General features: G+C 68.3%; 28 protein-coding genes. 12 read left to right on the top strand and 16 right to left on the bottom strand.

Translation table 11 applies throughout. The annotated features are described in order from the left end of the window. Nucleotides 1-7: 7 nt before the first annotated feature. The 3 genes from LT970_RS09745 to LT970_RS09735 form a co-directional block, all read right to left on the bottom strand. Complete coding sequence (locus LT970_RS09745; protein ID WP_232686275.1) at nt 8-1492, bottom strand: sodium:solute symporter family protein; 1485 nt, start codon at nt 1490-1492, stop codon at nt 8-10. Further along, nucleotides 1489-1728 carry a DUF3311 domain-containing protein gene (locus LT970_RS09740; protein ID WP_232686274.1) on the bottom strand — a complete coding sequence of 80 codons (240 nt, stop codon included), beginning with the start codon at nt 1726-1728 and terminating at the stop codon, nt 1489-1491. The genes LT970_RS09745 and LT970_RS09740 overlap by 4 nt, the downstream gene beginning before the upstream one ends. Before the next feature lie 204 nt (nt 1729-1932). Continuing rightward, on the bottom strand, nt 1933-2232 hold the full coding sequence (locus LT970_RS09735) for a hypothetical protein (protein WP_232686273.1): 300 nt from the start codon (nt 2230-2232) through the stop codon (nt 1933-1935). Between the two features lie 146 nt (nt 2233-2378). Between LT970_RS09735 and dnaG the strand changes: the two genes are divergently transcribed. Next, nucleotides 2379-3644, top strand: coding sequence for a DNA primase DnaG (dnaG, locus tag LT970_RS09730; RefSeq protein ID WP_232686272.1), 1266 nt, complete (start codon nt 2379-2381; stop codon nt 3642-3644). 25 nt (nt 3645-3669) lie between these two features. Here dnaG and LT970_RS09725 read toward each other — a convergent pair whose 3' ends face one another. Continuing rightward, entirely contained in the window at nt 3670-4992 is a 1323-nt protein-coding gene (locus tag LT970_RS09725; protein ID WP_232686271.1) for a DUF92 domain-containing protein, read from the bottom strand. A 135-nt stretch (nt 4993-5127) separates the two neighbouring features. On the opposite strand from LT970_RS09725, the gene LT970_RS09720 reads away from it, so the two are divergent. Further along, nucleotides 5128-5736, top strand: coding sequence for an undecaprenyl diphosphate synthase family protein (locus tag LT970_RS09720; protein WP_232686270.1), 609 nt, complete (start codon nt 5128-5130; stop codon nt 5734-5736). Nucleotides 5737-5781: 45 nt separating this feature from the next. On the opposite strand, the gene LT970_RS09715 is transcribed toward LT970_RS09720, so the two are convergent. From LT970_RS09715 to radB, 3 genes are all read right to left on the bottom strand, one after another. Then, entirely contained in the window at nt 5782-6630 is an 849-nt protein-coding gene (locus LT970_RS09715) for a M14 family metallopeptidase (RefSeq protein ID WP_232686269.1), read from the bottom strand. A gap of 84 nt (nt 6631-6714) precedes the next feature. After that, a complete protein-coding gene (gene uppS / locus LT970_RS09710; RefSeq protein ID WP_232686268.1) occupies nt 6715-7623 on the bottom strand; it encodes a polyprenyl diphosphate synthase in 909 nt (302 codons plus the stop codon). Between the two features lie 50 nt (nt 7624-7673). Next, on the bottom strand, nt 7674-8372 hold the full coding sequence (gene radB / locus LT970_RS09705; RefSeq protein WP_232686267.1) for a DNA repair and recombination protein RadB: 699 nt from the start codon (nt 8370-8372) through the stop codon (nt 7674-7676). Nucleotides 8373-8468: 96 nt separating this feature from the next. On the opposite strand from radB, the gene LT970_RS09700 reads away from it, so the two are divergent. Together LT970_RS09700 and LT970_RS09695 are read left to right on the top strand one after the other, a co-directional pair. Continuing rightward, nucleotides 8469-9233 carry a hypothetical protein gene (locus tag LT970_RS09700; protein ID WP_232686266.1) on the top strand — a complete coding sequence of 255 codons (765 nt, stop codon included), beginning with the start codon at nt 8469-8471 and terminating at the stop codon, nt 9231-9233. Between the two features lie 193 nt (nt 9234-9426). Next, nucleotides 9427-11652, top strand: a complete 2226-nt coding sequence (locus LT970_RS09695; RefSeq protein WP_232686265.1) for a CDC48 family AAA ATPase — start codon at nt 9427-9429, stop codon at nt 11650-11652. 316 nt (nt 11653-11968) lie between these two features. Here LT970_RS09695 and LT970_RS09690 read toward each other — a convergent pair whose 3' ends face one another. After that, nucleotides 11969-12346 carry a 30S ribosomal protein S8e gene (locus LT970_RS09690; RefSeq protein WP_232686264.1) on the bottom strand — a complete coding sequence of 126 codons (378 nt, stop codon included), beginning with the start codon at nt 12344-12346 and terminating at the stop codon, nt 11969-11971. Nucleotides 12347-12752: 406 nt separating this feature from the next. On the opposite strand from LT970_RS09690, the gene LT970_RS09685 reads away from it, so the two are divergent. The 3 genes from LT970_RS09685 to pyrF are packed head-to-tail and all read left to right on the top strand — an operon-like array spanning nt 12753 to nt 14452. Then, entirely contained in the window at nt 12753-13196 is a 444-nt protein-coding gene (locus LT970_RS09685) for a DUF2240 family protein (protein WP_232686263.1), read from the top strand. Continuing rightward, nucleotides 13196-13588 carry a DUF7993 family protein gene (locus LT970_RS09680; RefSeq protein WP_232686262.1) on the top strand — a complete coding sequence of 131 codons (393 nt, stop codon included), beginning with the start codon at nt 13196-13198 and terminating at the stop codon, nt 13586-13588. Before LT970_RS09685 ends, LT970_RS09680 begins: the two co-directional genes overlap by 1 nt. Before the next feature lie 60 nt (nt 13589-13648). After that, nucleotides 13649-14452 (top strand): orotidine-5'-phosphate decarboxylase, encoded by an 804-nt coding sequence (gene pyrF / locus LT970_RS09675; protein WP_232686261.1) that lies wholly within the window; start codon nt 13649-13651, stop codon nt 14450-14452. Between the two features lie 40 nt (nt 14453-14492). Here the strand turns inward: pyrF and LT970_RS09670 are convergent, their stop codons facing one another. Continuing rightward, entirely contained in the window at nt 14493-14645 is a 153-nt protein-coding gene (locus tag LT970_RS09670; protein WP_232686260.1) for a hypothetical protein, read from the bottom strand. A 73-nt stretch (nt 14646-14718) separates the two neighbouring features. Between LT970_RS09670 and LT970_RS09665 the strand changes: the two genes are divergently transcribed. The 3 genes from LT970_RS09665 to LT970_RS09655 all read left to right on the top strand — a co-directional run bounded on the left by LT970_RS09665 (nt 14719) and on the right by LT970_RS09655 (nt 17652). Next, entirely contained in the window at nt 14719-15246 is a 528-nt protein-coding gene (locus LT970_RS09665) for a J domain-containing protein (RefSeq protein ID WP_232686259.1), read from the top strand. 51 nt (nt 15247-15297) lie between these two features. After that, nucleotides 15298-15927: an HAD family hydrolase gene (locus LT970_RS09660; protein ID WP_232686258.1), complete on the top strand. Its 630-nt coding sequence runs from the start codon at nt 15298-15300 to the stop codon at nt 15925-15927. 126 nt (nt 15928-16053) lie between these two features. After that, nucleotides 16054-17652, top strand: coding sequence for a GTPBP1 family GTP-binding protein (locus tag LT970_RS09655; protein ID WP_232686257.1), 1599 nt, complete (start codon nt 16054-16056; stop codon nt 17650-17652). Between the two features lie 8 nt (nt 17653-17660). On the opposite strand, the gene LT970_RS09650 is transcribed toward LT970_RS09655, so the two are convergent. Beyond that, nucleotides 17661-18143 (bottom strand): double winged helix-containing putative transcriptional regulator, encoded by a 483-nt coding sequence (locus LT970_RS09650; protein WP_232686256.1) that lies wholly within the window; start codon nt 18141-18143, stop codon nt 17661-17663. 157 nt (nt 18144-18300) lie between these two features. On the opposite strand from LT970_RS09650, the gene LT970_RS09645 reads away from it, so the two are divergent. Beyond that, nucleotides 18301-19251 carry a phytoene/squalene synthase family protein gene (locus LT970_RS09645; RefSeq protein ID WP_232686255.1) on the top strand — a complete coding sequence of 317 codons (951 nt, stop codon included), beginning with the start codon at nt 18301-18303 and terminating at the stop codon, nt 19249-19251. 1 nt (nt 19252) lies between these two features. Here the strand turns inward: LT970_RS09645 and cruF are convergent, their stop codons facing one another. From cruF to LT970_RS09615, 6 genes are all read right to left on the bottom strand, one after another. Continuing rightward, on the bottom strand, nt 19253-20080 hold the full coding sequence (gene cruF, locus LT970_RS09640) for a bisanhydrobacterioruberin hydratase (RefSeq protein WP_232686254.1): 828 nt from the start codon (nt 20078-20080) through the stop codon (nt 19253-19255). Beyond that, complete coding sequence (locus LT970_RS09635) at nt 20073-20900, bottom strand: prenyltransferase (protein WP_232686253.1); 828 nt, start codon at nt 20898-20900, stop codon at nt 20073-20075. The genes cruF and LT970_RS09635 overlap by 8 nt, the downstream gene beginning before the upstream one ends. A 3-nt stretch (nt 20901-20903) precedes the next feature. Beyond that, nucleotides 20904-22469: a phytoene desaturase family protein gene (locus LT970_RS09630; protein WP_232686252.1), complete on the bottom strand. Its 1566-nt coding sequence runs from the start codon at nt 22467-22469 to the stop codon at nt 20904-20906. A gap of 68 nt (nt 22470-22537) precedes the next feature. Continuing rightward, nucleotides 22538-23473, bottom strand: a complete 936-nt coding sequence (mch, locus tag LT970_RS09625; RefSeq protein WP_232686251.1) for a methenyltetrahydromethanopterin cyclohydrolase — start codon at nt 23471-23473, stop codon at nt 22538-22540. Nucleotides 23474-23657: 184 nt separating this feature from the next. Beyond that, nucleotides 23658-23972, bottom strand: coding sequence for a thiamine-binding protein (locus LT970_RS09620; RefSeq protein WP_232686250.1), 315 nt, complete (start codon nt 23970-23972; stop codon nt 23658-23660). Nucleotides 23973-24051: 79 nt separating this feature from the next. Further along, on the bottom strand, nt 24052-25335 hold the full coding sequence (locus LT970_RS09615) for an MFS transporter (RefSeq protein ID WP_232686249.1): 1284 nt from the start codon (nt 25333-25335) through the stop codon (nt 24052-24054). 277 nt (nt 25336-25612) lie between these two features. Here LT970_RS09615 and LT970_RS09610 point away from each other — a divergent pair, with 277 nt between their 5' ends. Further along, nucleotides 25613-25753, top strand: a complete 141-nt coding sequence (locus tag LT970_RS09610; RefSeq protein ID WP_232686248.1) for a hypothetical protein — start codon at nt 25613-25615, stop codon at nt 25751-25753. Nucleotides 25754-25817 lie beyond the last annotated feature (64 nt).

Raw genomic sequence — 25817 nt, 5'->3', positions numbered from 1 at the left:
AGGATGATCAGTCGGCGCGCTGCCCGCCGAAGTAGACCGTCGCGTCCTCCTCAGTCGCTGGCGTGGTGATTGCGGAGACACCGACGGTGAGCGCGAGGCCGAGTACCATTCCGGCGATGGACGCCGTCCACCCCCAGTACGTCGACGCGAGCAGAGGGAACCCGCCGAGCGTGACCGTGGGGCCGAACACGGTCCAGAGGTAGAACGCCTGGCTGCCGGTGACGCCCGCGAGCATCCCCCTGCGAGTGGTGTTGCGCCAGTAGAGCGCGACGACGACCGGGAGTGCGAGTTGCGCGAATCCGCCGAAGGCGGTCTCACCGATGCTGACGAGCGTCCCCGGCTGGAAGAGGCTCACGACGAACGTGCCGGTGGCGAAGACGACGACGCCGGCGCGCCCGAGCAGGTCCTCGCGGCGGTCGCTCGCGTCGGCGTTCACGAACGGCCGGTAGAGGTCGCGAGTGAGGTACGACGACCCGGAGAGCAGCATCGAGTCCGAGGAACTCATCATCGCGGCGAGCGCGCCCGCGACGACTAGCGCGGCGAACCATCCCGGCGTCTGGGCGTTCAACAGCACGGGCAGGATGTTGCCGCCCTCGGGGAGCGCGAGGCCGAGTCCCTTCGCCCACGCGCCGAGCAGGAACGCGGGGACGAACAGGAGCACGACGAGCACGGGCCAGAGCGCGAACGAGCGCTTCAGGACTGTCTCGGATTTCCCGACGAAGAAGCGCTGGTTCACCTGCGGGAACATCGTCACGCCGAACGCGATGCCGATTGCCTGCGAGAGCATCCACTGCGGCGAGTACGCGCCGCCGCCGAGTGCCTTGAATTCCGCGGGCAGCGCGCCAGCGAGGCTCCCGGAGGACGCGATTCCGGCGGCGACCCAGACGAACGCCAGCCACGTCATCGTCAGCATGAACACGCCCTGGAGGGTGTCGGTCCACGCGACGCCGCGCATCCCCGCCAGCACGACGTACGCGATCATGAACAGCGTGATGAACCCCGCGCCCGCCCAGTACGGAATCGCGCCGTTCGTGAGCGCCTCCAGTGCGGTGCCGGCGCCGACCTGCTGTAACATTACGTACGGGAACAGCCAGAAGATGCTGACCGCGGCGACGAGGCCGCGGAGTGCGGGCGACCCGAAGCGGTCGCCGAGCATCTCGCCGAGCGTGACGTAGCCCTGGGCGCGCCCGACGAGCCACTGCTTGTAGCCGACGAAGTACCAGAGCAACCCGAAGAGGACGCCGTCCATCAGCCCCATCACGAGAATCCACTCGGGACCGAGTTTGTACGCGATGTTCGGGCCGCCGAAGAACGTGAATGCCGACAGCAGCGTGGCGAACGTAGTGAACAACAGCACGCCCGTGCCGAGGCCGCGCCCAGCGAGGTAGTAGTCCTCGGCGGAGCGGTCGGTCACGCGGTACGCGAGCGCGCCGACGCCGAGCGCGACGAGCAGGTAGCCGGCGACGATGGCTATCTCGAGCACCGCGCTCATCGTTCACCCTCCGTCGCGCCCGCGGGTTCCGCCCCCGCCTCCACGAATATCCCCCAGTCGCGGCGCGCGAACACCGCGAACGCGCCCGACGTCAGGCAGAGCCAGCCGACGTGCCACCAGAGCCACACCGGTAGCCCGGCGACCGTCGCCGCCTCCCGCCACATGAACCACGGGATGGCGAAGGCGACGAGCGTCGCAAAGACGATTCCCCAGGCGACCGCCGAACGAGACGCCATATTGGGCGCACATCGCCCTCCATATGGGTTAAAGGTTACTGATAGTCACCGGTATCGAAATTCGAAGAAAATTTTTCTGCAGTCGAATCTCGACCTCGGTCGCTCTTACGATACGTCGCTGTCAAGCCGACGCGACCCGTCGCTGTCGGCCCGGTCATGGTCCGCCGTGGTCGACCTGGCCACAGGCCGCCGCTGTCGATTTGGCTACGACGTGTCCTCGTCACCGTCGTGGAGCACACTGTTGGCGTACTCGGAGAGGCTGCTCCAGCCGACCTCCTCCTCGATGCGGTCGATGAGGTCGCCAAGCGACTGGTCGGTGCCGAGTTGGTATTTCTCCCGGAGCTCCGAGAGGTCGCCGTCCGGCCGCACGTCACCGCTGATGGTCATCTCCCGGATGGGGTCCCAGTAGACCACCGACCCCTCGTCGTTCACGCCGAGAATCTGTGACCCGTCGTCCAGTTTCTCGGGGTAATCACTCACGTTGCTGTCGTTCCGGTCGGACATGGCCGACCGTACAGACGCCTGGCTTGTAACGCCGGTGGCCGGTCGCGGCGCTGCTCCACTGCGCTGCCAGAGAACCGCTCTCGAGCACCCCAGTCACGACAGCTATTTCCCGGGTCCGGACGTAACAAACTGATAGTAGAACGCCGATGGAGGACACCGCGAAGTACCTGATACACGCCGACGTGGTCGCCGACGGCGTCGTCGAACGGAGCGACGTCGTCGGGGCCGCGTTCGGACAGACAGAGGGCCTGCTCGGGGACGACCTCGACATCCGGGACCTGCAGGACTCCGCGAAACTCGGCCGCATCGACGTCTCCGTCGACAGCGAGGGCGGCCAGTCCTTCGGCCACATCACCATCGCGTCGAGTCTCGACCGCGTCGAGACGGCGACGCTCGCGGCGGCCCTGGAGGCGGTCGAACGCGTCGGGCCGTGTCGCGCGAACGTCGAAGTCCAGCGCATCGAGGACGTGCGCGCGGCCAAGCGCCGCGACGTCGTCGACCGCGCGAAGGAACTGCTCGCCAACGCCTTCGACGAGGGCGCCATCGACTCCGAGGACATCCTCCAGGAGGTCCGGGAGAGCGTCCGCGTCGAGGACGTCACCGAGTACGAGGGCCTACCCGCCGGCCCGAACGTGGAGACGAGCGACGCCGTCGTCGTCGTGGAGGGTCGCGCGGACGTGCTGACGCTGCTCGGCTACGGCGTCAAGAACGCCGTCGCCGTCGAGGGGACGAACGTCCCCGACGCGGTCGCGTCGCTCACCCGCGAGCGCACCGCCACCGCGTTCCTCGACGGCGACCGCGGCGGCGACCTCATCCGCCGCGAACTCGACCAGGTGGGGGACCTCGACTTCGTCGCGCGCGCCCCCGATGGTCGCTCCGTCGAGGACCTCTCGCGCGAGGAAGTGGACACGGCGCTTCGCGAGAAGACGCCCGCAGGCGCGATCGAGGACACCGCCGACGAACCGACCGATGCGACGCCAGCGACCGACGGCAGTGCCACGCCGGCACCGCCGACAGGGGCCGACGCGACCGCGGCGTCCGGGACGGCCGAGCCGTCCACGCCGCCCGAACCGACGGAATCGAACGATTCGGACGCTGACGGCGGCGCTTCACCCGACCAGTCGGCGACCCGGACGGTCGGCGAGCACGTCGAGGACGTCCTCGACTCCGAGCGCGTGCGGTTGCTCGACGCCGATCTCGGGGTTCTCGCGCAGGCCGACGCCGCTGACGCCTTCGAGGAACTCCGGGACGCCGACCCGGTGCCCGCGACGGTGGTCGTGGACGGCACCGTCACGCAGCGCCTGCTCGACGTCGCCGCTCAGCGCGGCGTCGGCACGCTGGTCGGCGCGGACGCCGGCGAGTTCGTGAAACAGCCGGCGAGCGTGCGGGTTCGCACAGAAGACGACTACTGACTTCTCCGGCAGTAACGGTGGCAGTTTACGCCAATCCGGCAGCGAGCGCCAGCGCGCCGCCGACGACGCCCCCGGTGAGCGTCGCGAGGAAGTTCACGCCCTGGTTGCCGACGACGTCGTTCTCGATGGTCGCGCCCGCGAGGCTGTCCGCCGTCATCCCGGCGATGCCCGCGCCCACCACCACGGCGACGCCGGCGGCGCCGAATCCGAACACCGCGACGCAGATGCCCGCAATGAGGAGCGCGCCCGCGATGCCGGCGACTTCGCCCTGCCAGGTCACCGCACCGTCGGTCCCCGGTTCCACACGCTCGAGGGACGTCAGGAGTCGAGGGTCGTCGAACAGGCCGCCGACTTCACTCGAGAGCGTGTCGGCGAGCGCGGTGGCGACGCTGCCCGCGTACGCGAACTGGTAGGCGGTCGACGACAGTGGTACGTGCGCGTGGGCGGCGTACAGGAGAAGCGCGACCAGCGCCGCGGCGGAGTTCCCGAGGACGTTCCCGGTGCCGCGCGCGCCGTCGTTCTCCTCGGCGACGCCGCGCTCGAGTTTCCGGTCGTACCGGAACTTCGTCGTCAGACTCCCCACTGCGAAGAAGGCGATGAGCACGGCGAACCAGCCGTACCCCCCGAGCACGACCGCGAGCAGGCCGAGGAACACGCCCGTCAGCATCCCCGCGACCGAGGTCGCGCCGAGCGCCCGCGACGCCCACCCGAACGCCACTGTGACGGCGAGCGCGACGCCGACGCGCTCCCACGCGGTCGCCGTGGAGACGTCGTCGAGCGGGCCGAGCACGGTGAACAGCCACAGCAGGAGCGCCACCGTGAGCAACACGAGCGGGTCGTCGCGGGCGACGAAGACGGTCCGGAACACTCCTGCGAGCAGCGCGCCGCTAGTCGCCAGAAACACCCAGCGCGGGTAGGCGGGTGGCTGGCCGGTGACGGCCGCGACGACCGCCTGGCCGGCGAGCGCGGCGAGCGCGGCGAGCACCACGAATCCGACCATCGAGAGCGCGCGGTTCGTCCGGCGCTCCAGCACGAGTCGGCGTCCGAGGTCGCCGAAGCCGACGACGAGCACGCTCGCCACGAACACGCCGACAGGGAGCGAGAACAACCCGGCGAGCAGGCCGAGTCCGGTCGACGCCAGCGAGAACCCCAGCAGCGTCCGCAGCTGGCCGGCGCGTCGATCGCGGGCCGTCGAGAAAACGTCGAAGAGGGGGCCGTCGGTGATGGCGAGCGCCCCCAGCGCGACGCCCGCGAACGGCGCGGCCGCCGCTGGGCCGAGCGCTGGCGCGGAGAGAGAGAGCGTCGCCACGAGCGCGAACGCCGCGGCGCGCCGCAGACTCTTGTTCACGTCTCCCGGCGGTTTGGCTGGCCGTCACTTAACTTCCCCGAAGGCCAGCCCGCAATTTCTCGCAGTGGATCGGCGTCGAGCACTCCGACGGACGGGACCCGCAACGTTTTGATGGGCGACTCTCGATTCACGACCGTGGGACTGTACGACTACTACCTCGCTGCTCGCGTGCGCCGCCACGTCGACGACGCACCAGCGCACGTCGCGCTCGTCATCACGGAGCGCGATCTCCTCGAGCAGGGCGCCTACGACACGCTGTCGTCGTTCTTCGAGTTGGCGTTCGACTACGGCGCCGAGCGCGTCACGGTGTACGTGAGCGTGCTCGACGAGGCCGCCGTCCCGACGCTCGAACGCGAACTCGAGCGCGTCTCCGCGCCCCGCGAGGTCGCGGTGCGCGGGCCGGACGACGAACAGCGCGCCGACGCCCCCATCCAGGTGAGCGTCGGCCACGGCGGCAAACACGAGTTCGCGACCGCCGTCCGGCGGGTCGCGCGCGCCGTCGACGCCGGCGAGATGGCTCCCGAGGACGTCGACGAGGCCGCCATCGAGTCCGAACTGGTGTTTCCGGAGGAACCCGACCTCGTCATCAAGACCGGCGCCGAGCGCCTCTCGGATTTCATGATCTGGCAGTCCGTCTACTCCGAACTCTATTTCACGGACGTGAACTGGCGGGACTTCCGCAAACGGGACTACCTGCGCGCGGTGCTCGACTACGAGAACCGCCAGCGTAGATTTGGTCGTTGAGCGGTTAGCGGAACGGCCGAACGCTGCCCACCGTGGCCGCTCTCCTCACTCGTCGCCTGCAAGCGGCGTCCCCCACGCCGCTCTGGCCTCCTGTAGCGAGTCGCCGGCCCGGCGCCCGCGGTAGCCGAAGATGTGGTCGTAGCCGGTTTCGGACATCAAAATCGGGTAGAACGAGTCGTCGGCGACGAACTCCGCGTCCGACGTGGTCGCGTACGTCGTTCCCTCGCTCACCTCCCGGAAGTTGTCGACGAGCAACTGCGGGTCCTCGGCGTCAGCGGGTTTCTCGACGGACCCGGTTAGGGTGTGGAAGTCCGGCGACCCGGTCGTCGGTTCGTCGGGGAGCGCGTCCGTCATGCGCAGGAACGACCGCACGAGTTTCGTCGCGTTCGTGGTCGCGGCGTCAGTGAGTTGCCGGCCGACCTCGACGCTGACGACGCGTTTGCAGGACGTGAACGCGCCGTCGACCACGGGGTCGTGGTTGACGACGTGCTCCACGGGGAGGCGCGCGGCCACGGCCTGCGCGTCCGGGTGTTTGCCGGACACGAACGCGATCGGGTTCGTCGACGAGTGCGTCGAGTGCAGGGACAGCACGATGCTGCCGCCGATCTCGTCGGCCAGTTGGGCGGCCAGGCGGCGCTCCCGGTCGGGCGAGTCGGGGTCGCCGGGGAACACGCGGTTCATGTCCACGTCGAGGTAGCGGCGGTGGGCGACCCCCGCGGGCGGGTTCGCGACGACGAACTTCACCGCTCGCTCCAGGTCTGGCTCCGTGTCGAGGACGTGTCGTATCGCGCGGACGCCGCTCGGCTCGTCGCCGTGGATGCCGCCCACCACCGCGAGGTCGGGGTCGCCGTCGCCGAGCACCGTCGCGTCGACTTCGGCGCGTTCTCCGAACACGCTCTCTGATACGAACTCCGGCCTGGTAAGGCCGGTGGCGAGTCCGTTCGTGGCGGGTCCGCTCGTGGCGGCGGATGCACGCCGTCAGTCCGCCGACCGCTGGTCACTGTCCTCGAGTTCGGGGGCGTCCGGGGCGTGCTCGCGGAGTCGGTCGAGCACGCGCCGCGCCTCCTTGACCTCGCTGCCGAGCGCGCGAACGAGCGCGAGCGCCCGCCTGGCCTTCGTCTGCCGCCACGAGGCCTCCCTGGACTCGTAGGTGCGGACGGCGCGCAGGAAATCGACCTTCGAGAACGCCGGCCAGTACGGCGTACAGAAGAACACGGCGGCCTCGTTCCCGTTGGCGTGCCACGGCAGGAAATTCGACGTGCGCTCGTCGCCGCCGGTGCGGATGATGAGGTCGACGTCGCGCACCGAACTCTCGCGGAACCGGGACTCGACCGTCGAAACCGTCACGTCGTCGGGGTCGAGGTCGCCAGCGTCGACGGCGTGTGCGACGTCGCGCGCGGCACCGAGCAGTTCCGCCCGCCCGCCGTATGCGAGCGCGATGTTCAGCGTGAACTCGTCGTACTCGGCGGTGCGGCGCTGGGCGTCGGCGACCGCGTCCCGCACGCGCTCGGGGAGCATCTCGGTCTCGCCGATGGCGCGGATGCGGACGCCCTGCTCGTGGACGCGGTCGGCGTCCGCGAACTCCCGGAACTTCTCGACCAGCAGGTCGAAGAGGTGTTCGCGCTGGGCCTCCGGCCGGTCGAAGTTCTCCGTCGAGAACGCGTACAGCGTGAGTTCCTCGACGCCGAGTTCCGAACACCAGTCGAGGACGTCCTCTGTCGTCTGCGCGCCGGCGGTGTAGCCGTCGGTCGCGTCGCCGCCACGCTCGCGGGCGTACCGACGGTTTCCGTCCTGGATGACGGCGACGTGGGCGGGCGCACCGTCGATCTCGCGGCGCAGCAGTCGCTCGTAGGCCGCGCTCGCGGTCGCCCGGAACCAGCTTCGCATGGTAGTCATTTCGTCAGTATCCCGTATGAGGCTTCCCCCGGCGGCGCCGGTCAAGCGTTGCGCGCGTCCTCGATGCCGGTGCCCGTTATCTCGAAGCGGGCGTGTTCGCCCTCCGGCCGGGCGCGGTGTTTCTCGAGCGTGGCGCGGCGGTTGCCGCCGCGGAAGCGCTCGACGCGCACCACGGCGCCCGTCCAGTGGGTCAGCGTGTGGCCGCCGAGCGGCCGCGCGCGGTCACTGTCGGCGCTCACGTCCGTGAACACCTGATTGGTCAGGACGACCGCGAGGTCGTGTTTACGCGCGAGCGAGAGCAGGTGGGTGACCTGGTTCGCGACGCGGCGCAGCGCGTCGCCCTCGTCGTCGTCGTCGCGCTCCAGTCGGTAGAAGCCGGTCGCGGAGTCGAGCACGATGAGGTCCGCGCGCTCCGCGAACTCCGCGGCGTCGCGGACGGCCTCGGCCTGCTCTTCGAAGTCGTGGGCGTCCGAGAGCACGATGCGAGAGGACGCGCTCTCGACGTCGTCGGCGCGCGCCGAGAGCACTTGGTCGAAGCGCTCGACCGACAACCCCTCGGTGTCGATGTACACCGCGGTACCGCCCGCCGCGGCGGTCTCGACGGCCGCGGACAGCGCGACGTTCGTCTTCCCGGCGCCCGGCGGCCCGTACACCTGCGTGACGGTGCCGCGTTCGACGCCTCCACCCAGGAGGTCGTCGAGTGCGCCACAGCCCGTCGGGAGGTGGGTTTCGTCGCTCACTGGTCGCCGCTACGCGCGTCCACCGCAAAAGACCCCCGGTGTGTGTTGTCTGGAACGCCCCGTGTGTTTTTGCCGCGGGAACGCGCACGTTCAGTAGTGATTGTCGTCGCCACCAGGGACTTCGAACTGTACCACGGGGTCGTGGCGGAACTCCGCGAGCGGGACGTGTCGTTCACCACGATGGAACCGGGTGACCCGCTCCCCGCGGAGGCGACGGTTCTCGTCACCGGCAGCGACGACGTCGGTGCGGACTCGTCGTCCGGAGACGGGGACTCGTCACCCACAGACGCAGACGTCCCGGTCGTGGTCGCGGACGTGGATGACGCGCGGCGGGCCGTCGAGGAAGCGCTCGTCTACCTGCGTGGCGGCGACGGCCGGACCATCGTCGGCGTCGACCCGGGAACGCGACCGGGCGTCGCGGTCATGCGCGGCGGTATCGTGGTCGCGTCCTTCCAGGTGCCCGCCGAGGACGTGGCGGACGTGGTCGTCGACGAGGTGGCCGACGACCCGAACGCTATCGTCCGGATCGGGGACGGCGCGAGGCTTGCTGGCGCGAGAATCATCGACGAACTCGACGACGTGCGCGTCGAACTCGTCGACGAGACGGGGACCACGCCGTACCTCGGGTCGGGCGCCCGTGGCATGGGGGACGTACTCGCTGCGGTGAACATCGCGTTGCAGTCCGGCGAGGAACTCGAGGGACGAACCATCGAACCGACGGAGGGAGAACTCCAGGTCATCAAGAGTCGGTCGCGGGAGCGAAGCGAGGAGAACCGCGCCATCACTGAGGCGCTCGCGCGACGGGTGGCGTCCGGCGACCTCACGCTCGAGGAGGCGCTGGCGGAACACCGCGAGGAGTGACCCAACGCAGTAACTCCCACGGCTCGTCTCACTCGCCCCGAATCCGCGCGCCGCGACGGCGCCAGTAGATGTCAGGATGCGTCACGTCTTTGTGTCTCGGTGTGTTAGTTCTCGACAGTCAGTTGTGCGTGCCGGCGGAAGGTTCTTCCGTGGTCACGTCACACTCACACGTAATCCCCCGCGTGGCTTACCCATGAATGAAGTCCAACTCGAGGTCGCGAAAGCGTACCCGAACGATTCGGGGAGAGGAATCGCGCGCCTCGACCCAGACACCCTGTTGCATCTCAAGCTCAGTCCGGGCGACATCATCGAGATCGAGGGGGCCGAGACGACCGCCGCGAAGGTGTGGCGGGCCGACCGGCAGGACTGGAACACGGACACCGTGCGCATCGACGGCTTCACGCGACAGAACGCCGACGTCGGCATCGGCGAGCGCGTGAAGATCCGGAAGGCAGAGGCAGAGAAGGCCGACCGCCTCGTGCTCGCGCCACCAGAGGAGGCGTCCGTCCAGTTCGGCAGCGACGCCGCCGGCATGGTCAAACGCCAGATCCTCAAGCGCCCGGTCGTCTCGCGGGACATCGTGCCCGTCATGTCCTCCACGAACCACCCGTTCATGCGCTCTCCGGGTCAGGCGATCCCACTCATCGCCGTCGAAACCGAACCTGAAGGCGTTTGCCTCGTCACGGAGGACACCGACGTCGAGTTGCGCGAGGAGCCCATCAGCGGGTTCGAGCGCACCGGCGGCGGTATCACGTACGAGGACATCGGCGGGCTCCAGAACGAGATCCAGCGCGTCCGGGAGATGGTCGAACTCCCGATGAAACACCCCCAGATATTCCAGAAACTCGGCATCGAGCCACCCCAGGGGGTGTTGCTCCACGGGCCGCCGGGCACCGGGAAGACGCTGCTCGCGAAGGCCGTCGCCAACGAGACGTCGGCGAGTTTCTTCTCCATCGCGGGCCCGGAGATCATCTCGAAGTACTACGGCGAATCCGAACAGCAACTCCGGGAAATCTTCGAGGACGCCAAGGAGGACTCGCCCTCGATAATCTTCATCGACGAACTCGACTCCATCGCGCCCAAGCGTGAGGACGTCACCGGCGAAGTCGAACGCCGGGTCGTCGCCCAGTTGCTCACGATGATGGACGGCCTGGAGGGCCGCGGTCAGGTCATCGTCATCGCGGCGACGAACCGCGTCGACGCCGTCGACCCCGCGCTCCGCCGGCCCGGCCGGTTCGACCGCGAGATCGAGATCGGCGTGCCCGACGAGGTCGGTCGCGAGGAGATTCTGAAGATCCACACGCGCGGCATGCCGCTCTCTGACGACGTCAACCTCGGGTCGCTGGCGGACGACACCCACGGGTTCGTCGGCGCCGACATCGAGAGCCTCACCAAGGAGGCCGCAATGCGTGCGCTCCGGCGCTACCTCCCCGAGATCGACTTAGACGAGGAGGACATCCCGCCGAGTCTCATCGACCGCATGATCGTCAAGCGCCAGGACTTCAAGGGCGCGCTCAGCGAGGTCGAACCCTCCGCGATGCGGGAGGTCCTCGTCGAACTGCCGAAGCTATCCTGGGACGATGTCGGCGGCCTCGACGACGCCAAGGAGAAGGTCAAGGAGTCCGTCGAGTGGCCGCTCAACGAGCCACAGAAGTTCACGCGCATGGGCATCGACCCGCCGGCCGGCGTGCTCCTCTACGGCCCGCCCGGCACCGGGAAGACGCTCATGGCGAAGGCCGTCGCCAACGAGACGAACGCGAACTTCATCAGCGTCCGCGGCCCCCAGCTCCTCTCGAAGTGGGTGGGCGAATCCGAGAAAGCCATCCGGCAGACCTTCCGGAAAGCCCGGCAGGTCGCGCCGACGGTCATCTTCTTCGACGAACTCGACAGCCTCGCGCCCGGCCGCGGCCAGGACGTCGGCAACAACGTCAGCGAGCGCGTCGTCAACCAGCTTCTCACGGAACTCGACGGCTTAGAGGAGATGGAGGAAGTGATGGTCGTCGCCGCGACCAACCGGCCCGACATCATCGACCCCGCGCTCATCCGCAGCGGTCGCTTCGACCGCCTCGTCCAGGTCGGCCAGCCAGAAGTCGAAGGTCGCGAGCAGATTCTGAAGATTCACAGCGACGACACGCCGCTCGCGCCCGACGTCAGCCTCCGCGAACTCGCCGAGATCACGGACGGCTACGTCGGCAGCGACCTCGCCAACATCTCCCGGGAAGCCGCCATCGAAGCGCTCCGCGAAGACGACGACGCCGACGAAGTCGAGATGCGCCACTTCCGGAAAGCCATGGAGAACGTCCGCCCCACCATCACGGAAGACCTCATGGACTACTACGACCAGGTCGAAGAGGAGTTCAAGGGCAGTCGCGCCCCCGAATCCGACCAGCGCCGCGGCGGCCACATCGGGTTCCAATAGTACCTTTTTGCTGCGGGCGCGGCCTGCGGCCGCGCCCTGGCAAAAAGCTACGCTAAAAAGCCTTCCTCACCCCCTCAACCGCGCTTCGCGCGGTTTCGAGGGTTCGTCGCCCCGCTCGTTCGCTCCACTCACTCGCGGTGAGAATCGTAGTGGCTCAGCGACAGCGCCGCCCTGCTACCGCGCTGCTCTCCGCAGTCGCCCCGCTATCGCGCTGCTCCGCCAATGTCGCCCTGCTTACCGCGACGCACCGCTCTACTATCTTCCACACCGCACAGCATCCGCTACGCGTCGTGAGAATGTAGAGAGTGAGAGCCGCTTATTCGTCGCCGACGAGGACAGCGCTGACCTGGCCGGACTGGCCGGGTCGAGACGTGACGCGGGCCTTGCCTTCGGTCGTCACGATGACTGCGCCCTTCGTGATGATGTTACGGCGAGCGTAGTTCGGGTTCGCTTCGTTCTCGGTGACGTCCTGGATGGTCGCGTGAACCGTCTCCTCGCCGTCGGAGACGTTCGCGACGTTCGTGGAGAGCGCTCGGACCTTCGTGCCCTCGCCGCGGGAGTCGACGACGCGGAAGCGCGGTTCGCCGACCGTCGTCTCCGTCGGGAGACGGCCGAGTTCGGACTTCTTCTTCTTGCTGTGCGGACGAACTCGGGCGCCGGTCTTCGTGCGCTTGGAGCGGCCCTGGTTTTGCATACCCGAGAAGAAACGCAGGACGCACTTGAATGGCTCGGTTAGGGCATCTCAGGTCTATCCTGCCTTGGTCAGCATTCGGCGACCGAGCGGCTCGAAGTCCTCGTGAGCGAAGCGAACGAGGGCTTGCGAGAGTTTGCTCTCGCAGTGATCCCGGCAGGTCGCCGAATCACTCCGCGAGTGTAACGAGCGGAGGCCGACGACTGAGGGGAGTCGTACGAAAGACGCTTCGCGTCTTTCGTGATGCCGAAAATCGAAGATTTTCGGGCACGCTCGAAGAGCGCGAACCGAAGGAGGAGTGCTTTTGGCCGAGCCTTCACCGAGTGAGTGGCGCTTTGCGCCACGAACGCAGAGTAAAAGGTCGAGTGGGAACGCAGGCTTTACCGCGGTTGCCCGACTTCGAACACGCATGAGCCTCCGGGTCGCCGTCGCCGCGCCGTTCAAGCAGAAGGGCAAGTCCCGCATCCCCGAGCAGTCCTTCGTCGTCACGCTCTCTCTGGACCGGGACTGGATGAGTCCCGACCAGGCCAAGCGCCTGCTCGACGTGGCGACGAGCGAGGGCCTCGTGGAGCGCGTGGACGGCGAACTCGAAGCCGGCTTCGACCCGGACGACGTGACGATTCCCGAGGAGTTCGAACCCGACGATTCGCTGTTCCACGAGCGCTCGGCGTTCGAGCGCGTGCTCGACGCGCTGGTTTCGGCGGACCACGACCGCCAGCAGGCCGTCGCGTCCGTGAACGAACTCCAGCAGAAACTCGGCGTGAACGCCGACGCCGCCGCCGTGGTGTACGCGCGCCGGGAGGGGGTCGACGTCGACGGCGCCGCGGAGAAAGCCAGGGAGGAACTGTACTGATGGTCGAGGACAGCCTGCAGGACGGGAAGCGCGTCGCGGAACTGCTCGCCAGCGAGGTCTCGGGCCACGAGAACGAGCCCTACGGCCGGCTGGCGGTGACGAACGCGGACCAGGACGTCGAACCGACCGCGGACGGCGCGCACGCCTACGACGTGGAACTGGCTGGTGACGCGGCGAGCGACGACCCGCTTGCGGAGGTGTTCGTCCAGCCCGAGCGTGCACGACTGGAGGTTCGTTCGGGACTTGACGCCGCAGTGGACGCAGCCGAAGACGGCGGCCTGCGGACGCGTCCGGTCGGCGGCGCCTCGCCGCGACTCGTGGTGTTCGTCGAGGACGGCGTCGAAGTCAAGCGCGCGCTGGACGTGCTCGGCGCGGCGGCGGATGCGGCCTGACGGACGCACCTGCCGAGGCGCAAACGAATTGCTTTTGCTGGCACGCAGAAACGCCGAGATATGAGCTTCTTCGACGACATCGCAAAGCGCATCGAGGCCGCGGACACCGTCCTCAGCGTCGGCCTCGACCCGGATCTCGACAGGCTTCCGGACGACGTACTCGAGCACGACCTGCCGCGGTGGGCGTTCAACCGCCGCATCATCGACGCGACCCACGAGCACGCCGCGGTGTTCAAGCCGAACGCTGCGTTCTACGAGGACTCTGCTGGGTGGCGGTCGCTCCGGGAGACGGTGGCGTACGCTCACGGGAAGGGCGTGCCCGTGTTGCTGGACGCGAAGCGCGCGGACATCGGGAACACGGCCCGGCAGTACGCGAAGATTCTGGACCACGTAGACGCCATCACCGCGAACCCCTACCTCGGCGAGGACTCCCTCCAGCCGTTCCTCTCCCGTGAGGACGCGGGGGTGTTCGTGCTCTGTCGGACGTCGAACCCGGGCGGAATGGACTTCCAGCACCTCGAACTCGCGGCGTACGACCGACGCCTCTACGAGCACGTCGCGGAGCGCGCGGCGGGGTGGAACGAGGAGTACGGGAACGTCGGCCTCGTCGTCGGCGCGACCGCGCCCGACGAACTCGAAGCCATCCGCGAGCGCGTCCCCGAACTTCCGTTCCTGGTGCCGGGCGTCGGCGCCCAGGGCGGAGACGTCGAGGCTGCCATCGAGTACGGCCTGAACGACGAGGGCGTCGGCCTGGTGAACTCCACGCGGGGTATCATCTTCTCTAGTGAGGGCTCCCCCGAGTGGGAGCGTGCGGCGGGCGAGGCGGCGCGACGACTGAAGGAGCGCCTGAACGAACACCGGTAGCGGCGCTGTCGAGTCGCCTGCGGCCGACGGAGCGACTGGTCTACTGCTGGAACGTCCCGCCCGTCGCCGCGTCCTCGGAGCAGAGCCCGGAGTCGTGGTCGTAGTGCGTCTCGCAGACGACGCGCCCGCAGCGCGGACACGAGTGGGTCGCCTGCGCGTTCTCACAGATCTGGCAGAGCCCGGTGACGCTCATGGCGTCCCGTTCGCGCTCCAGCGCAAAGAGCGTGAGGCCAACACCCTTACCGATTCACGCCATACGGGGACGCGTGGAACCGGATTCGAGCATCGTCTGGGGGTTGACCGTTACTTTCGGCGTGCTGGCTGCGGTGTTCGGCGTGCTCGGCGTCGCGTACAGCCCCGTCGCGTTCGGCGTCGCGGTGCCGTTCGCCGCCGCCGCCGGTATCTTCTACTACCACGCCTCGGGACGCCTCACTCGTCGGGCGTTCCGTCGTCGCCGGGTGGACCGCGAGGCGTACGAGCGAGAGCAGAGGCGGGCACGACAGGGCCGCCAGCGAACCGAGGGACGGACGCGAGCAGGTCGACAGCGTGCGAGCGGACGCCGGACGGCGGGCGGGCGCCGAACGACGGCAGGCCAGTCTCGCGGCGGCGCGGCGCGTCGTCGACCCGCGGCGGAGGATTACCGCTTGCTCGGCGTGGAACCGGGCGCGAGCGACGAGGAGGTGCAGGCGGCCTACCGGGAGAAGGTGCGCGAACTGCATCCGGACCGCGGTGGCGACGAGGAGGCGTTCTCGCGCGTGAACGAGGCGTACGAACGAGTGAAACGCGGGACGTGACACCGGCAACTCCATCAGAACGCCTACTTTGGAGGCGACGAGAGCGTAGATATGGACGCCCTCTACTTCGACCTGGACGGCACGCTCGTGGCGTTCGAGCGGTCGTTCGCGGAGATTCTGGCGGACGCCGCGGAGCGAGCGGACGCCGAGCTAACGCCCGCGGAGATGGAGCGCTACGGGGGTGCGCTCGGCGCGGCCCTGGAGTCCGCCGAGGACCCGTATGCGACTGCGGCGCGGACCGCCGAACTGGCCGTGGACCCGGCGGCGTTCAGCGACGCGATGCACGAGGCCGAACCCGCCGCGACGGCCGCCACTCCCGGCGCGTTCGAGGCGCTGGACGCAGTCGCCGGCGACCACCGACTCGGCGTGCTGACGAACGGCCACGGGCCGATGCAGCGCGCGAAACTCGACGCTTGCGGCCTCTCCGAGTACTTCGAGGTGGTCGTCGCCTCCGGCGAGGTCGGCGTGGGGAAGCCCGACCCCGAGATCTTCGCGGCGGCCGAGGAGCGCCTGCCCGCCGAGTCGTACACGTTCGTCGCTGACGAACTCGACCGGGTCGTCCGTGCGGCTGTCGACGCTGGCTGGCGCGGCATCTATCTCGGTGAGGAGGAATCGGATGACGTGCCGCGAATCGAGTTGCTGTCGGAACTCCCCGACCGATTCGAGGCGTACAGCGAGTGAACACAGCAACTCGACGGAAGGAAGAACGGAACTGGTAGCCAAGCGCCATCTGTTCGACCGTGAGTCGACAACGACGTCGCTCAGACCCGGGGAAGGCTTTTGTTCACCTCTCTCTAACCCGCTCGCATGAGCCGCGACCGGTCCCAACTGCTCACCGCCATCGAGCGCGGCGAGCGGGAGGGCGGGAGCGTGGAGTTCAAGGAACGGCTCTCGAAGGACGTCCACCTCTCTGACGGGCGACTGGAGAGTCTGACCGCACAGCTCCGTCACCGCGTGTTGTCGGGCGACGGCGAGGCCGAGTACGTGGTCGGCGTCACCGACGAGGGCGGCATCGCTGGCGTCTCGCGGGACGTGTTCTCCGAGTCGATGGACGTCCTGAGCCTGCTCGCCGAGGAGGCGGGCGCGCACATCGACGACGTGCAGACGTGGGGGACCGACGAAGGAGGACTGGTCGGCGTCGCCACGCTCCGCGACGGCGCGGCGCTGACGCCCGACGACGACCACATCATCGTCGGGACGGCGGGGCACGTCGACCACGGGAAGTCGACGCTCGTCGGGAGCCTCGTCACCGGCGACGCGGACGACGGCGACGGCGGTACGCGAGGATTCCTCGACGTCCAGCCACACGAGGTCGAGCGGGGTCTCTCCGCGGACCTCTCGTACGGCGTCTACGGCTTCGACGACGACGGTCCGCTCCGGGTGCGCAACCCGGACCGGAAGGACGAGCGCGCGGCGGTCGTGGAGAACGCCGACCGCGTCGTGTCGTTCGTCGACACGGTCGGCCACGAACCGTGGCTCTCGACGACCATCCGCGGCCTGGTCGGGCAGAAACTCGACTACGGCCTGCTCACGGTCGCGGCGGACGACGGCCCGACGAAGACCACTCGGGAGCATCTCGGCGTGCTGTTGGCGACGGACCTCCCCTCGATGGTCGCCATCACGAAGACGGACCTCGTGAGCGAGGAGCGCGCGATGGAGGTGACCCGGGAGGTGGAGCGACTGCTCCGGGACGTCGGCCGCACGCCGCTCCCGGTCGCCCGCCACGGCGTCGACGTGGCGGTCGAGGAGATCGGCGACAACGTCGTGCCGGTCGTCCAGACGAGCGCGGTGTCGATGGAGGGACTGGACGTGCTCGACGAGTTGTTCGAGCGCCTCCCGAAGACCGCGGCGGCGGGCGGCGAGTTCCGGATGTACGTCGACCGCACGTACAAGGTGACGGGCGTCGGCGCCGTCGCCTCGGGCACCGTGAAATCTGGCACCGTCGAGGCGGGCGACGAACTCGTCCTCGGGCCGTTCCCGGACGGCGAGTTCCGCGACGTGGAGGTGCGCAGCATCGAGATGCACTACCACCGCGTGGACCACGCGGAGGCCGGCCAGATTGTCGGTATCGCGCTGAAGGGCGTCCGCGAGCAGGACGTAGAGCGCGGGATGGTGCTCCTGCCGAAGGGGAGCGACCCGACCCCGGTGCGGGAGTTCGAGGCGGAGGTGATGGTGTTGAACCATCCGACGCGCATCGACGCGGGATACGAACCCGTGGTCCACCTCGAGACCGTCGGGGAGGCCGCCCGCTTCGACCCCGCGGACGGCCAGTTGCTCCCCGGCGACACCGGTGAGACCAGCGTCCGGTTCAAGTTCCGGCCGTACCTCGTCGAGGAGGGCCAGCGTTTCGTCTTCCGTGAGGGGTCGAGCAAGGGCGTCGGCACGGTGACGAACGTCCCCGAGTAGCCGCCCCGTCAGTCAGCCGCGACGAACCCGTTTTCCGTCCGTTCCGCGAGACCGAACAACACCGCCCAGTCGAGTCGACGCTCGACGCGCTCCGTCCAGAACGCCTCCCAGTTATCGCGTTTCGCTCGCTCCCAGCGCGGCACCCGTTCGCGGACCTGCTCGAACACGTCGGCGGGTGACTGCGGGTCGTCGGAGAGCGCCTCGACGGTCTCGGACGCGAGGAAGACGTTCGACTCGAAGGCGTCGGCGAGCGCGTCTCGGTCCGGGTTCTCGGTGGTTCGGGCGTAGCTTCCGTCGGTCTCCGAGGCGAGACCGACCGCCGCGAGGAAGACGAGCCACGCCGACGCTGTGCCGCGGTCGGGCACGCCGGCGCGCGAGACGACGCGCTGACAGCAGTCGTCCTCCGGCTGGGGGACGAGCGGGAGGGCCGCGCGAACCGAGTCGACGGCGTCGAGCGACTCCGGAGCGGGCGGCACCGGCTTTCGCTGCATGCTCTGGGCTCTGCACCGCGTCGCCTTGAGTGGTACGGAGAACACTGGAAGTCGCCGCTTCGGCCACCGTGTTTTTCTTCTTTCTCGACAAACTCCTATCAAGACGCGCAAACCACCCGGGTTGCGTGCGGGGCGACCAGCCGTCACCCCACACACGATGGTCGATAGCAACCAGATTTCGACGAGCAAGACGATCCAGCAGCGAACCGGGAGGACGTTCCACCTCGCCACGCGCCTCCTCCCCGAGCGCGTCCGCCACCCGACGTACGTCCTGTACGCGTTCTTCCGGGTGGCAGACGACGTGGTAGACACCCCGGCGAACCGCGACCCGGACGTCCAGCGGACTGAACTGGAGGCGATTCGAGCGGCGGCGCTCGGCGAGCGCGACACCGACGACGCGGTGCTGTCGGCGTTCCGCGAACTCGTGGTGCGCTACGACATCGCCGAGGCGGACGTCGACGCGTTCGTCGACGCGATGCTCGCGGACCTCGACACCGCGCGCTACGACACCCACGAGGAGTTGGCGGCGTACATGCGCGGGTCCTCGGTCGCCGTCGGGAACATGATGATGGACGTGATGGAGGTCGAGAACCCGGAGATTGCGGCCCCTCACGCAGCGGCGCTCGCGGAGGCGTTCCAGTTGTCGAACTTCCTGCGCGACGTGAAAGAGGACGTCGACGAGTACGACCGCGTCTACCTGCCGGGGGAGACGCGCCGGGAGTACGGCGTGACCGTCGAGCAACTGCGCCGCGGCGAGGTGACCGAGGGCTTCCGCGCGGCGATGTGTTCGGAACTCGCGTACACCGAGGAGCGCTACCGGGAGGGGGTCGCGGGAATCGAGTACCTGCCCGATGACTGCCAGTTCGCGGTGTTGCTGGCGGCTGTGTTGTACGCGGACCACCACCGCGAGATCCGGGCGCGTAACTGCGACGTGTTGTCTGCCACGCCGACACTCGGGACGACGCGGAAACTCTGGCTGCTGGCGAAGACGCGCGCGCTGTGGGCGCTACACGAGGACCCGAAGCGCATGTTCTACCGGGTGACCGGGCTGTCCGCGTCGCCGAGCACTCACGGGAACCCGCCGGCGAACGTCCACCCCGCTCGGTAGGTCAGCGTCGGAGGGGCTCGACGGAGGCCACGTCGAAGTCGAAGCGGTCAGTTCTGCGGAGCGCGACGCCGAGGGCCGCGGCAGCGAGCGCGGGGGCGAGTTGGCCGTACGCGAGGTTCACGACGCCCCAGAGCACGACGAAGCTCACGAGGTCGTCGAGCAGGAACTCACAGGACGCGAGGCGTTCGCGGATGTCGGCTCTGTCGAACCCCCAGTCGAGGAGGGCGACGGCGACGACGGCCGAGAGCACCCACCCGAGATAGTTCGAGAGCGGGACGCCGTAGTACGCGCCGCCGGCGTCGTACTGCCAGAAGCCAAGCGCGACTGCGGCGGGGTCGAGCACGACGTCCATCCAGAGAACGACGGCGGCGACGACGGGCAGGCGGAGGCGCGTGCGGTCGGCGCGCGGTCCCAACAGGAGCACGCAGAGCAGGTAGCTGTTGAGGACGAGCGGGAAGAAGAACACGGGGAGGCCCGCGGGCACCTTCCCGAACAGCATCGGGCCGAGTTCCACGAGGTACGTGAACTCGCCGTACGGCCACCCGGTAGTGACGCCGAGCAGTTCGATGCCGAACGCGTACGCGGTGAGCGCGAGCAACGCGACGCCCGCCTTCCGGTCGACGAGGGGCGCGAGACCAGCGACGAGCGGGAGGCGCATGACGAGCGTGCCGAACAGGATGAGATAGGGATCGAACGAGACCGACGCCGGCAGGCGGTTCCACGCGGACGCGAGCAGGAGGACGGCGCCGACCGCGGGGAAGACGATGGCTATCTCGAAGCGGTGTTCTCGCACGAGGGCGTCCAGTCGGCGTTCGACGGCCTCACGCATGCACGACCCTCCAGAGGCCGCCGAACGTGATGACCGTGCCGACGAGGGTGTTCACCGTGGGGTACCACCAGTACGCGCGTTCGACCGGGACGCCCGAGCGCACGATGCCGAAGACGAGTGCGGGGTACGCGAGCAGGACGGCGCCGAGACGGACGTCGAGGAGCGCGAACGCCGCGGCGGCGGCGAGCCAGCACGTCGCGCAGTAGGCGTAGGTTCGGCGTTCGCCGAGCGCGGTCGCGGTCGTTCTGATGCCGGCCTCGCGGTCGGATTCGATGTCGGGGATGGCGGAGAACGTGTGCATCCCCATCGCCCACAGCCACCCGCCGGAGACCGCGAGCACGGGCGGATGGTGGCCGGCGACGGTGGCGAACGCGGCGGCGCCCGGGAGGACGTAGAGGCCGTTCGAGAGCGAATCGAGAACCGGCGTGGTCTTGAACCGGAGCGGGGGTGCGCTGTACTCGGTTGCGAGCAGGAACCACGCGCCGAGCCACGGGAGCGCGACCGCCGGAACGAGTGGGACGAGTGCGACCAGCAGGAGCGCCGAAAGTGCGACGACGGCGACGACGGCGTGACCGCCGCGGAAGCGCGCTTCACGCCCCGCTTTCTTCGGGTTCGATTCGTCCACGCCCCGGTCGAACACGTCGTTGATGCCGTAGAGGTAGACGTTCGCGGGGACGAGGAAGTACGCGAACAGGCCGACTGTGGCGGGGCCGAACAGCCCGGACAGGTCACTCGCGCCGTACGCGACACCCACGAGTACGGGTCCCGCGAGGTAGAGCCAGAAACGCGGGCGGGAGAGCGTGAGCACGTACCGGAACATCTCTCAGGCGTCCGCCACGACGTAGTTCGCCGTGATGTCGCCGCTGATGAGACACATCGGAACCCCGATTCCGGGCGTGGTGTACGACCCCGTGAAGTAGAGGCCGTCGACCTCGCTCGACCGGTGGGACGGACGGAACATGGCGGTCTGTCTGAGGGTGTGAGCGAGGCCGAGCGCGCTCCCCGCGTAGCTGTTGTAGCGCTCCGCGAAGTCCGAGACGGTGAACGCCTCCTCGGTGACGATGCGGTCGCGCAGGTCTACGCCCGTGTGTTCGGCGACGTCGTCCAGAATCAGGTCGCGGTAGCGCTCCCGGATCTCGGGCGTATCCTCCAGGTCGGGCGCGATGGGAACGAGCACGAACAGCGTGCTGTGGCCCGCCGGAGCGACGTCGTCGTCCGTCTCCGAGGGGACACAGAGGTAGTACGCGGGGTCGTCGGGCCACTCGGGGTCGTCGAAGATCTGGCCGAAGTGTTCGTTCCAGTTCGAGGGCAGGACGAGCGTGTGGTGGGCGAGCGGGTCGACGTCGCCCTCAACGCCGAGGTAGAGCAGGAACGCCGACGGCGCGTAAGTTCGGGACGCCCAGTAGTCCTCGCTGTACTGGCGCTTCTCGGGCGGGAGGAGAACCTGTTCTGTGTGCGCGTAGTCGGCGTTCGAGACCACGACGTCCGCGAGCACGGACCCGGTTTCGCCGTCGGTATCGACCTTGAACCCGCCGCGCTGGCCCTTGATGGCGGTCACCGAGTGGTTCGTGTGGAACTCCACGCCCAGTTCTTCGGCCACGTCGGCCATCCCGCGAGCGACGGCGTGGATGCCGCCCATCGACGCGGTTGCGCCCTCGACGGGTCTCGGATAGTAGACGCCGAGGTTGAAATCGACGTGACTCATGAGGTTGTACAGCGCCGGCGTCGTGTTCGGCGCGCCGCCGAGGAACACCAGCGTGTACTGCATAATCTGCTGGAGTTTCGGGTGCTCGAAGTAGCCCTCGACGTGGTCCTGCATCGTGCCGAGCAGGCTGAGACCGCGCGCGTAGCGCGCGAGGTCGGGGTCGAGCCAATCACGGAGTCGCGGCCGGTCCTCGTAGACGAAGTGCTCCATCCCCACCTCGTAGTTCTCCCGGGATTTAGCGAGGTAGTCGTCGAGAGCGTCCCCGGCGCCCGACTCGTAGGCTTCGAACACGCGCTTGACCTGCTCGCGGTCCGGCGTCACGTCTACGGTGTCTCCATTCGGGGATGCGTGGAGGCCGGGAACCGACTGCTCGGGCCGCTCGCCCGCGTTGTCCTTGAAGAAGATGCGGTAGTGCGGGTCGAGACGTTCGAGGGAGTAGTAGTCCGTCGGCTCCCGGTCGAAGTCCGCGAAGAACCGCTCGAAGACGTCCGGCATCAGATACCACGAAGGTCCCATGTCGAACGCGAAGCCGTTCCGTTCGAGTCGGCTGGCGCGCCCGCCGACCTGCTCGTTCTGCTCCAGGACGGTGACGTCCGCGCCGGCGTCCGCCAGATAACAGGCCGTCGAGAGGCCGCCGAACCCCGACCCGACGATGGCGGCGGACTGCCCGGAGAGAGGGCTCATGGTCGAACACTCGGACTCGCGCGAGATAAAACGTCCCCCGGGGGCTGCCCAGCGGGCGACTCCGCGGCCTACGCGATGTCGAAGCCCTCGGCGAGCAGGTCCTCGTGGGTGTCCCCGAGCGTGTACGTGTCGCCGCCGACGACGTTCACGGTGACCTGCGCCGGGCCGAACACGTCCGCGCCGACCTCGCTCGCGTCCCAGTCGGCGTCCGCGAACACGTCGGCGAACGGCGCGCCGTACTCCTCGGCCGCTGTCGAGGGAATAGCGTCGAACTGGTCGAACTCCTCGGCGACTGTGAGGTGGACCCGGCCGCCGTACGCGAGCGCGTCGTTCGTCCGGGCCATGGCGGTCTGTTCGTCGCCGGCGACGGGGGCGACCGGCGCGACCCCGCTCGCGGAGACGACGTCGAGCGGGTCGTAGCCGAGTTCGAACAGGCGGAAGACCGCGAGCTCCGCGGCGCGCGCCGCGGCGGTGACGCTTCCCGCGAGACTCGCCGTGCGGTACGCCGGCAGGAAGACGCTCTCCGCGTCGACCTCCGCGAGGTCCGCGACCTGGTCGGCGGCCGCCGCCGTGGGCAGTTCCTCGCCCTCCAGGGCGAGCACCGCGAACTCGAAGGCGTCGGCGTAGTCCAGTTCGCGGTACTCCGCCTCCCGGGCGACCAGCGCGCGAGCGGGGCCACTCCCCAGGCCCTCGTAGTCGTCGACGCTGAGCTCCCAGCCCGCCTTCTGGGCGCCGAGGAGCGCGACTCCCGGGCGGTCGCACGCGAGTTCGACGTGTGGGAACGTCGCGCCAGCGACGTCCTCGACGCGCGTCTGTACGGTCGCGAGTCCGGCGGTCTGCAGTTCCGCGAGCAGGAGGCCGGCCTCGAGGCCGCCGAGGTGGTCTACCCCGAAGTCGAGGACGGTCGCGCCGTTGTCCAACTCGAACGCGCCGATGTCGAGTTCCTCGGCGAACTCCAGGGCCTCGTCGGCCAGTTCTAGTGCCATCCGATTGAGGCTGTCCATGCCCGCGGCTTTGTCGCCCCCACACAAGAGGGTTCCCAGTCTCCGCGTTGCGTCCCCGGCGCGAGGTCGCCGCTCGAACCGCGCTGGAACCGACAGCAGCCGTCGGGAGCCGGAAGTAACGACGCGTTACTCAGTCCTCGAACCTGACTGCCCGCGTCGTACCGGGGTCGACCGCCCGCAACTGCTACGTCTCGTCCGAACGCGCCTCGCGGCCGAGTTCTCGCTCGACTGCGTCGACCTTCTCCCCGGCCAAGTCGTCGCTCGCGCGCTTGTCGTCTATCTTCAGGAACGTCCCGACGCGGTCCCCGTCGACGGCCGTGTGGGCCGCTCCTACCGCCGCCAGGAGTTCCTCGACGTTCGGCGCTTCGATGACCGTTCCCATCGGATTCGTCTCGTAGGTCACGTCGAAGTCCTCGAGCGCCTCGACGGCGTCCGCCACGTCCGCGGCCATGCTGCCCTCCTTCACCGGTGCGACGCTGAGCAGTGCGACAACTGTCATGCACGCACCTGGGACGGGGAGTCACTTAGTCCTCTGCGACCGGTGGCCGAAGCCAACGTCGAAAGGGTGACGGGACGCGTCAGTCCTCTGTCGTCGTCGACTCCACGGACGCGTTCGGCTCTGCGGACCGCTCGTAGTCGGCGCTCACTGGCGACCTGAACAGCCACAGTAGCGCCCACCCGACGATGAACAGGCCACCGAGGATGGCGACGGCCTTCATCGACGTGAACATCCCGGCGAGGATGCCGCTGCCCACGCGGAACGGGATGCCTGCGACCTGGCGCAGCATGTTCACGGAGGACAGCAGCGTCGCGCGCCCCACCGACTGCACCTGGTCGTTGACGTAGTGATTCGAGATGGGGCGCGTGAGCGCACTCCCGCCCTTCATCACGAACAGCATCGGGAACACGAGTAGTGGGAACAGCCCCGCAAACACGTATACGGCGGCGATAGACACCGGAATCAGCATCATCGCGTACCGCACGCCGAGCAGGTCCTCGACGTCGCTCGCGTAGTCGCTCGCGATGGCTGACATCACCGTGAACGCCCCATACAGCAACCCGAGGATCGGTCCCTTCGTCAGCCCCCAGTCGCGGAGTTGGGGGCCGAACGTCGTTTCGAGCGTGTCCTGTACGATGGGCTGAATCCACATGTCCATCGTCATGATGGCGCCGCTGAACAGCGCCAGGTAGACGACGAACCAGCGCAGGTCCGGCGCCCGCAACTGGTCGCGGATAATCGGGAGCGCGTCCACGATGGTCATCCGGTCGTCGTCCTCGTCGTCGACGTCCGCGTCGTACATCCGGTTCTTCGGCAGTCGAAGCACGAGCAGAAGACTCAGCGTCGCCGTCGCAACGCCCGCGTAGAAGGGATAGAACCGGTTGATGGCGTAGAGGAATCCGCCCGCGGGGAGCGTGACGACGCTCACCCAGAGTCCGATTGCGCGCCCGCGCCCGCTCACGTGCGTGTATCTGTCTTCTACGTCGTACTCTCTGAGGGTGTCGTAGAGCCACGCGCTCCCGCTCCCGGACATGAACGTCCCGCCGAACGACAGCATCACGAACGTGAACGTGAACCCGATGAAGTCGGTGGCGACGAGGTAACTGGCGTTCGAGATGAGCATGATGATCGAGCCGACCACGAGGCTGTTCCGGCGGCCGATGCGGTCGCCGATGTAGCCGGTCGGCACCTCGCCCGTCACGACGACGATGGACTGGATGGTAGCGATGAGGCCGATCTGGGGGAGACTCAGCCCGTTGAACAGCAGGAAAAGCGTGTAGACGGGGTAGTGAAAGCTACTGCGGCCGACCGCCCGGTAGAGGTAGTAGCGGAGGATGACCTGGGACTTGGAGAGACGGGGCATCGGCAGTCACCACACCGTTGTTCTGAATCGACAAGAAACCACCGTGAGGTTGTCCCTCATTATCACAGCCCATCGCCAAAACCGCCGAGACAAGAGCAGTACGCACCCACTCTCGGAATCGTGTCATCCAAACTGATGAAGTAGATTAACGTAAACTCGGTGAAAGTTCTTCGAGTGGCGATTCTGGAGCGTGTCCGACCAGCGCGAACGTTTTTCACGTTCCTCTGGGTAACAGGGCTGTACGGCTGACAGTTCCGCTGCCCTCACCGTCGTCGGCGTGCTCGCCTGCATCGTCGGCGTCGTCGGCTACGTCGCGTTCGGCTGGCGCTTCGGCGGCGACTCGAGTCCGATTGCAGTGACAGTCGCACTCGCCGCTGTCGTACTCGCCCTCGGCCGTGAGTTCCGGGCGCGCGGATAGCCGTTCGCTTCCGATCGAGTTGCCCAGGACTCGCGCGCCACACGCCGCCCCGTAACTCTCCGCA

Source organism: Halobacterium zhouii, assembly GCF_021249405.1.
Classification (GTDB): domain Archaea; phylum Halobacteriota; class Halobacteria; order Halobacteriales; family Halobacteriaceae; genus Halobacterium; species Halobacterium zhouii.
This window is presented reverse-complemented; position numbering and strand designations above follow the sequence as displayed.

Bases quoted from the DNA above. Each gene is read 5' to 3' on its own strand.
- LT970_RS09745 (WP_232686275.1), bottom strand. From the start codon at position 1,492: ATGAGCGCGGTGCTCGAGATAGCCATCGTCGCCGGCTACCTGCTCGTC.
- LT970_RS09695 (WP_232686265.1), top strand. From the start codon at position 9,427: ATGAATGAAGTCCAACTCGAGGTCGCGAAAGCGTACCCGAACGATTCG.
- LT970_RS09635 (WP_232686253.1), bottom strand. From the start codon at position 20,900: ATGTTCCGGTACGTGCTCACGCTCTCCCGCCCGCGTTTCTGGCTCTAC.
- uppS (WP_232686268.1), bottom strand. From the start codon at position 7,623: ATGCGAAGCTGGTTCCGGGCGACCGCGAGCGCGGCCTACGAGCGACTG.
- LT970_RS09645 (WP_232686255.1), top strand. From the start codon at position 18,301: ATGGTCGATAGCAACCAGATTTCGACGAGCAAGACGATCCAGCAGCGA.
- LT970_RS09740 (WP_232686274.1), bottom strand. From the start codon at position 1,728: ATGGCGTCTCGTTCGGCGGTCGCCTGGGGAATCGTCTTTGCGACGCTC.
- LT970_RS09660 (WP_232686258.1), top strand. From the start codon at position 15,298: ATGGACGCCCTCTACTTCGACCTGGACGGCACGCTCGTGGCGTTCGAG.
- LT970_RS09685 (WP_232686263.1), top strand. From the start codon at position 12,753: ATGAGCCTCCGGGTCGCCGTCGCCGCGCCGTTCAAGCAGAAGGGCAAG.
- LT970_RS09630 (WP_232686252.1), bottom strand. From the start codon at position 22,469: ATGAGCCCTCTCTCCGGGCAGTCCGCCGCCATCGTCGGGTCGGGGTTC.
- cruF (WP_232686254.1), bottom strand. From the start codon at position 20,080: ATGCGTGAGGCCGTCGAACGCCGACTGGACGCCCTCGTGCGAGAACAC.
- LT970_RS09620 (WP_232686250.1), bottom strand. From the start codon at position 23,972: ATGACAGTTGTCGCACTGCTCAGCGTCGCACCGGTGAAGGAGGGCAGC.
- dnaG (WP_232686272.1), top strand. From the start codon at position 2,379: ATGGAGGACACCGCGAAGTACCTGATACACGCCGACGTGGTCGCCGAC.
- LT970_RS09735 (WP_232686273.1), bottom strand. From the start codon at position 2,232: ATGTCCGACCGGAACGACAGCAACGTGAGTGATTACCCCGAGAAACTG.
- LT970_RS09690 (WP_232686264.1), bottom strand. From the start codon at position 12,346: ATGCAAAACCAGGGCCGCTCCAAGCGCACGAAGACCGGCGCCCGAGTT.
- LT970_RS09655 (WP_232686257.1), top strand. From the start codon at position 16,054: ATGAGCCGCGACCGGTCCCAACTGCTCACCGCCATCGAGCGCGGCGAG.
- mch (WP_232686251.1), bottom strand. From the start codon at position 23,473: ATGGACAGCCTCAATCGGATGGCACTAGAACTGGCCGACGAGGCCCTG.
- LT970_RS09680 (WP_232686262.1), top strand. From the start codon at position 13,196: ATGGTCGAGGACAGCCTGCAGGACGGGAAGCGCGTCGCGGAACTGCTC.
- LT970_RS09670 (WP_232686260.1), bottom strand. From the start codon at position 14,645: ATGAGCGTCACCGGGCTCTGCCAGATCTGTGAGAACGCGCAGGCGACC.
- pyrF (WP_232686261.1), top strand. From the start codon at position 13,649: ATGAGCTTCTTCGACGACATCGCAAAGCGCATCGAGGCCGCGGACACC.
- LT970_RS09615 (WP_232686249.1), bottom strand. From the start codon at position 25,335: ATGCCCCGTCTCTCCAAGTCCCAGGTCATCCTCCGCTACTACCTCTAC.
- LT970_RS09650 (WP_232686256.1), bottom strand. From the start codon at position 18,143: ATGCAGCGAAAGCCGGTGCCGCCCGCTCCGGAGTCGCTCGACGCCGTC.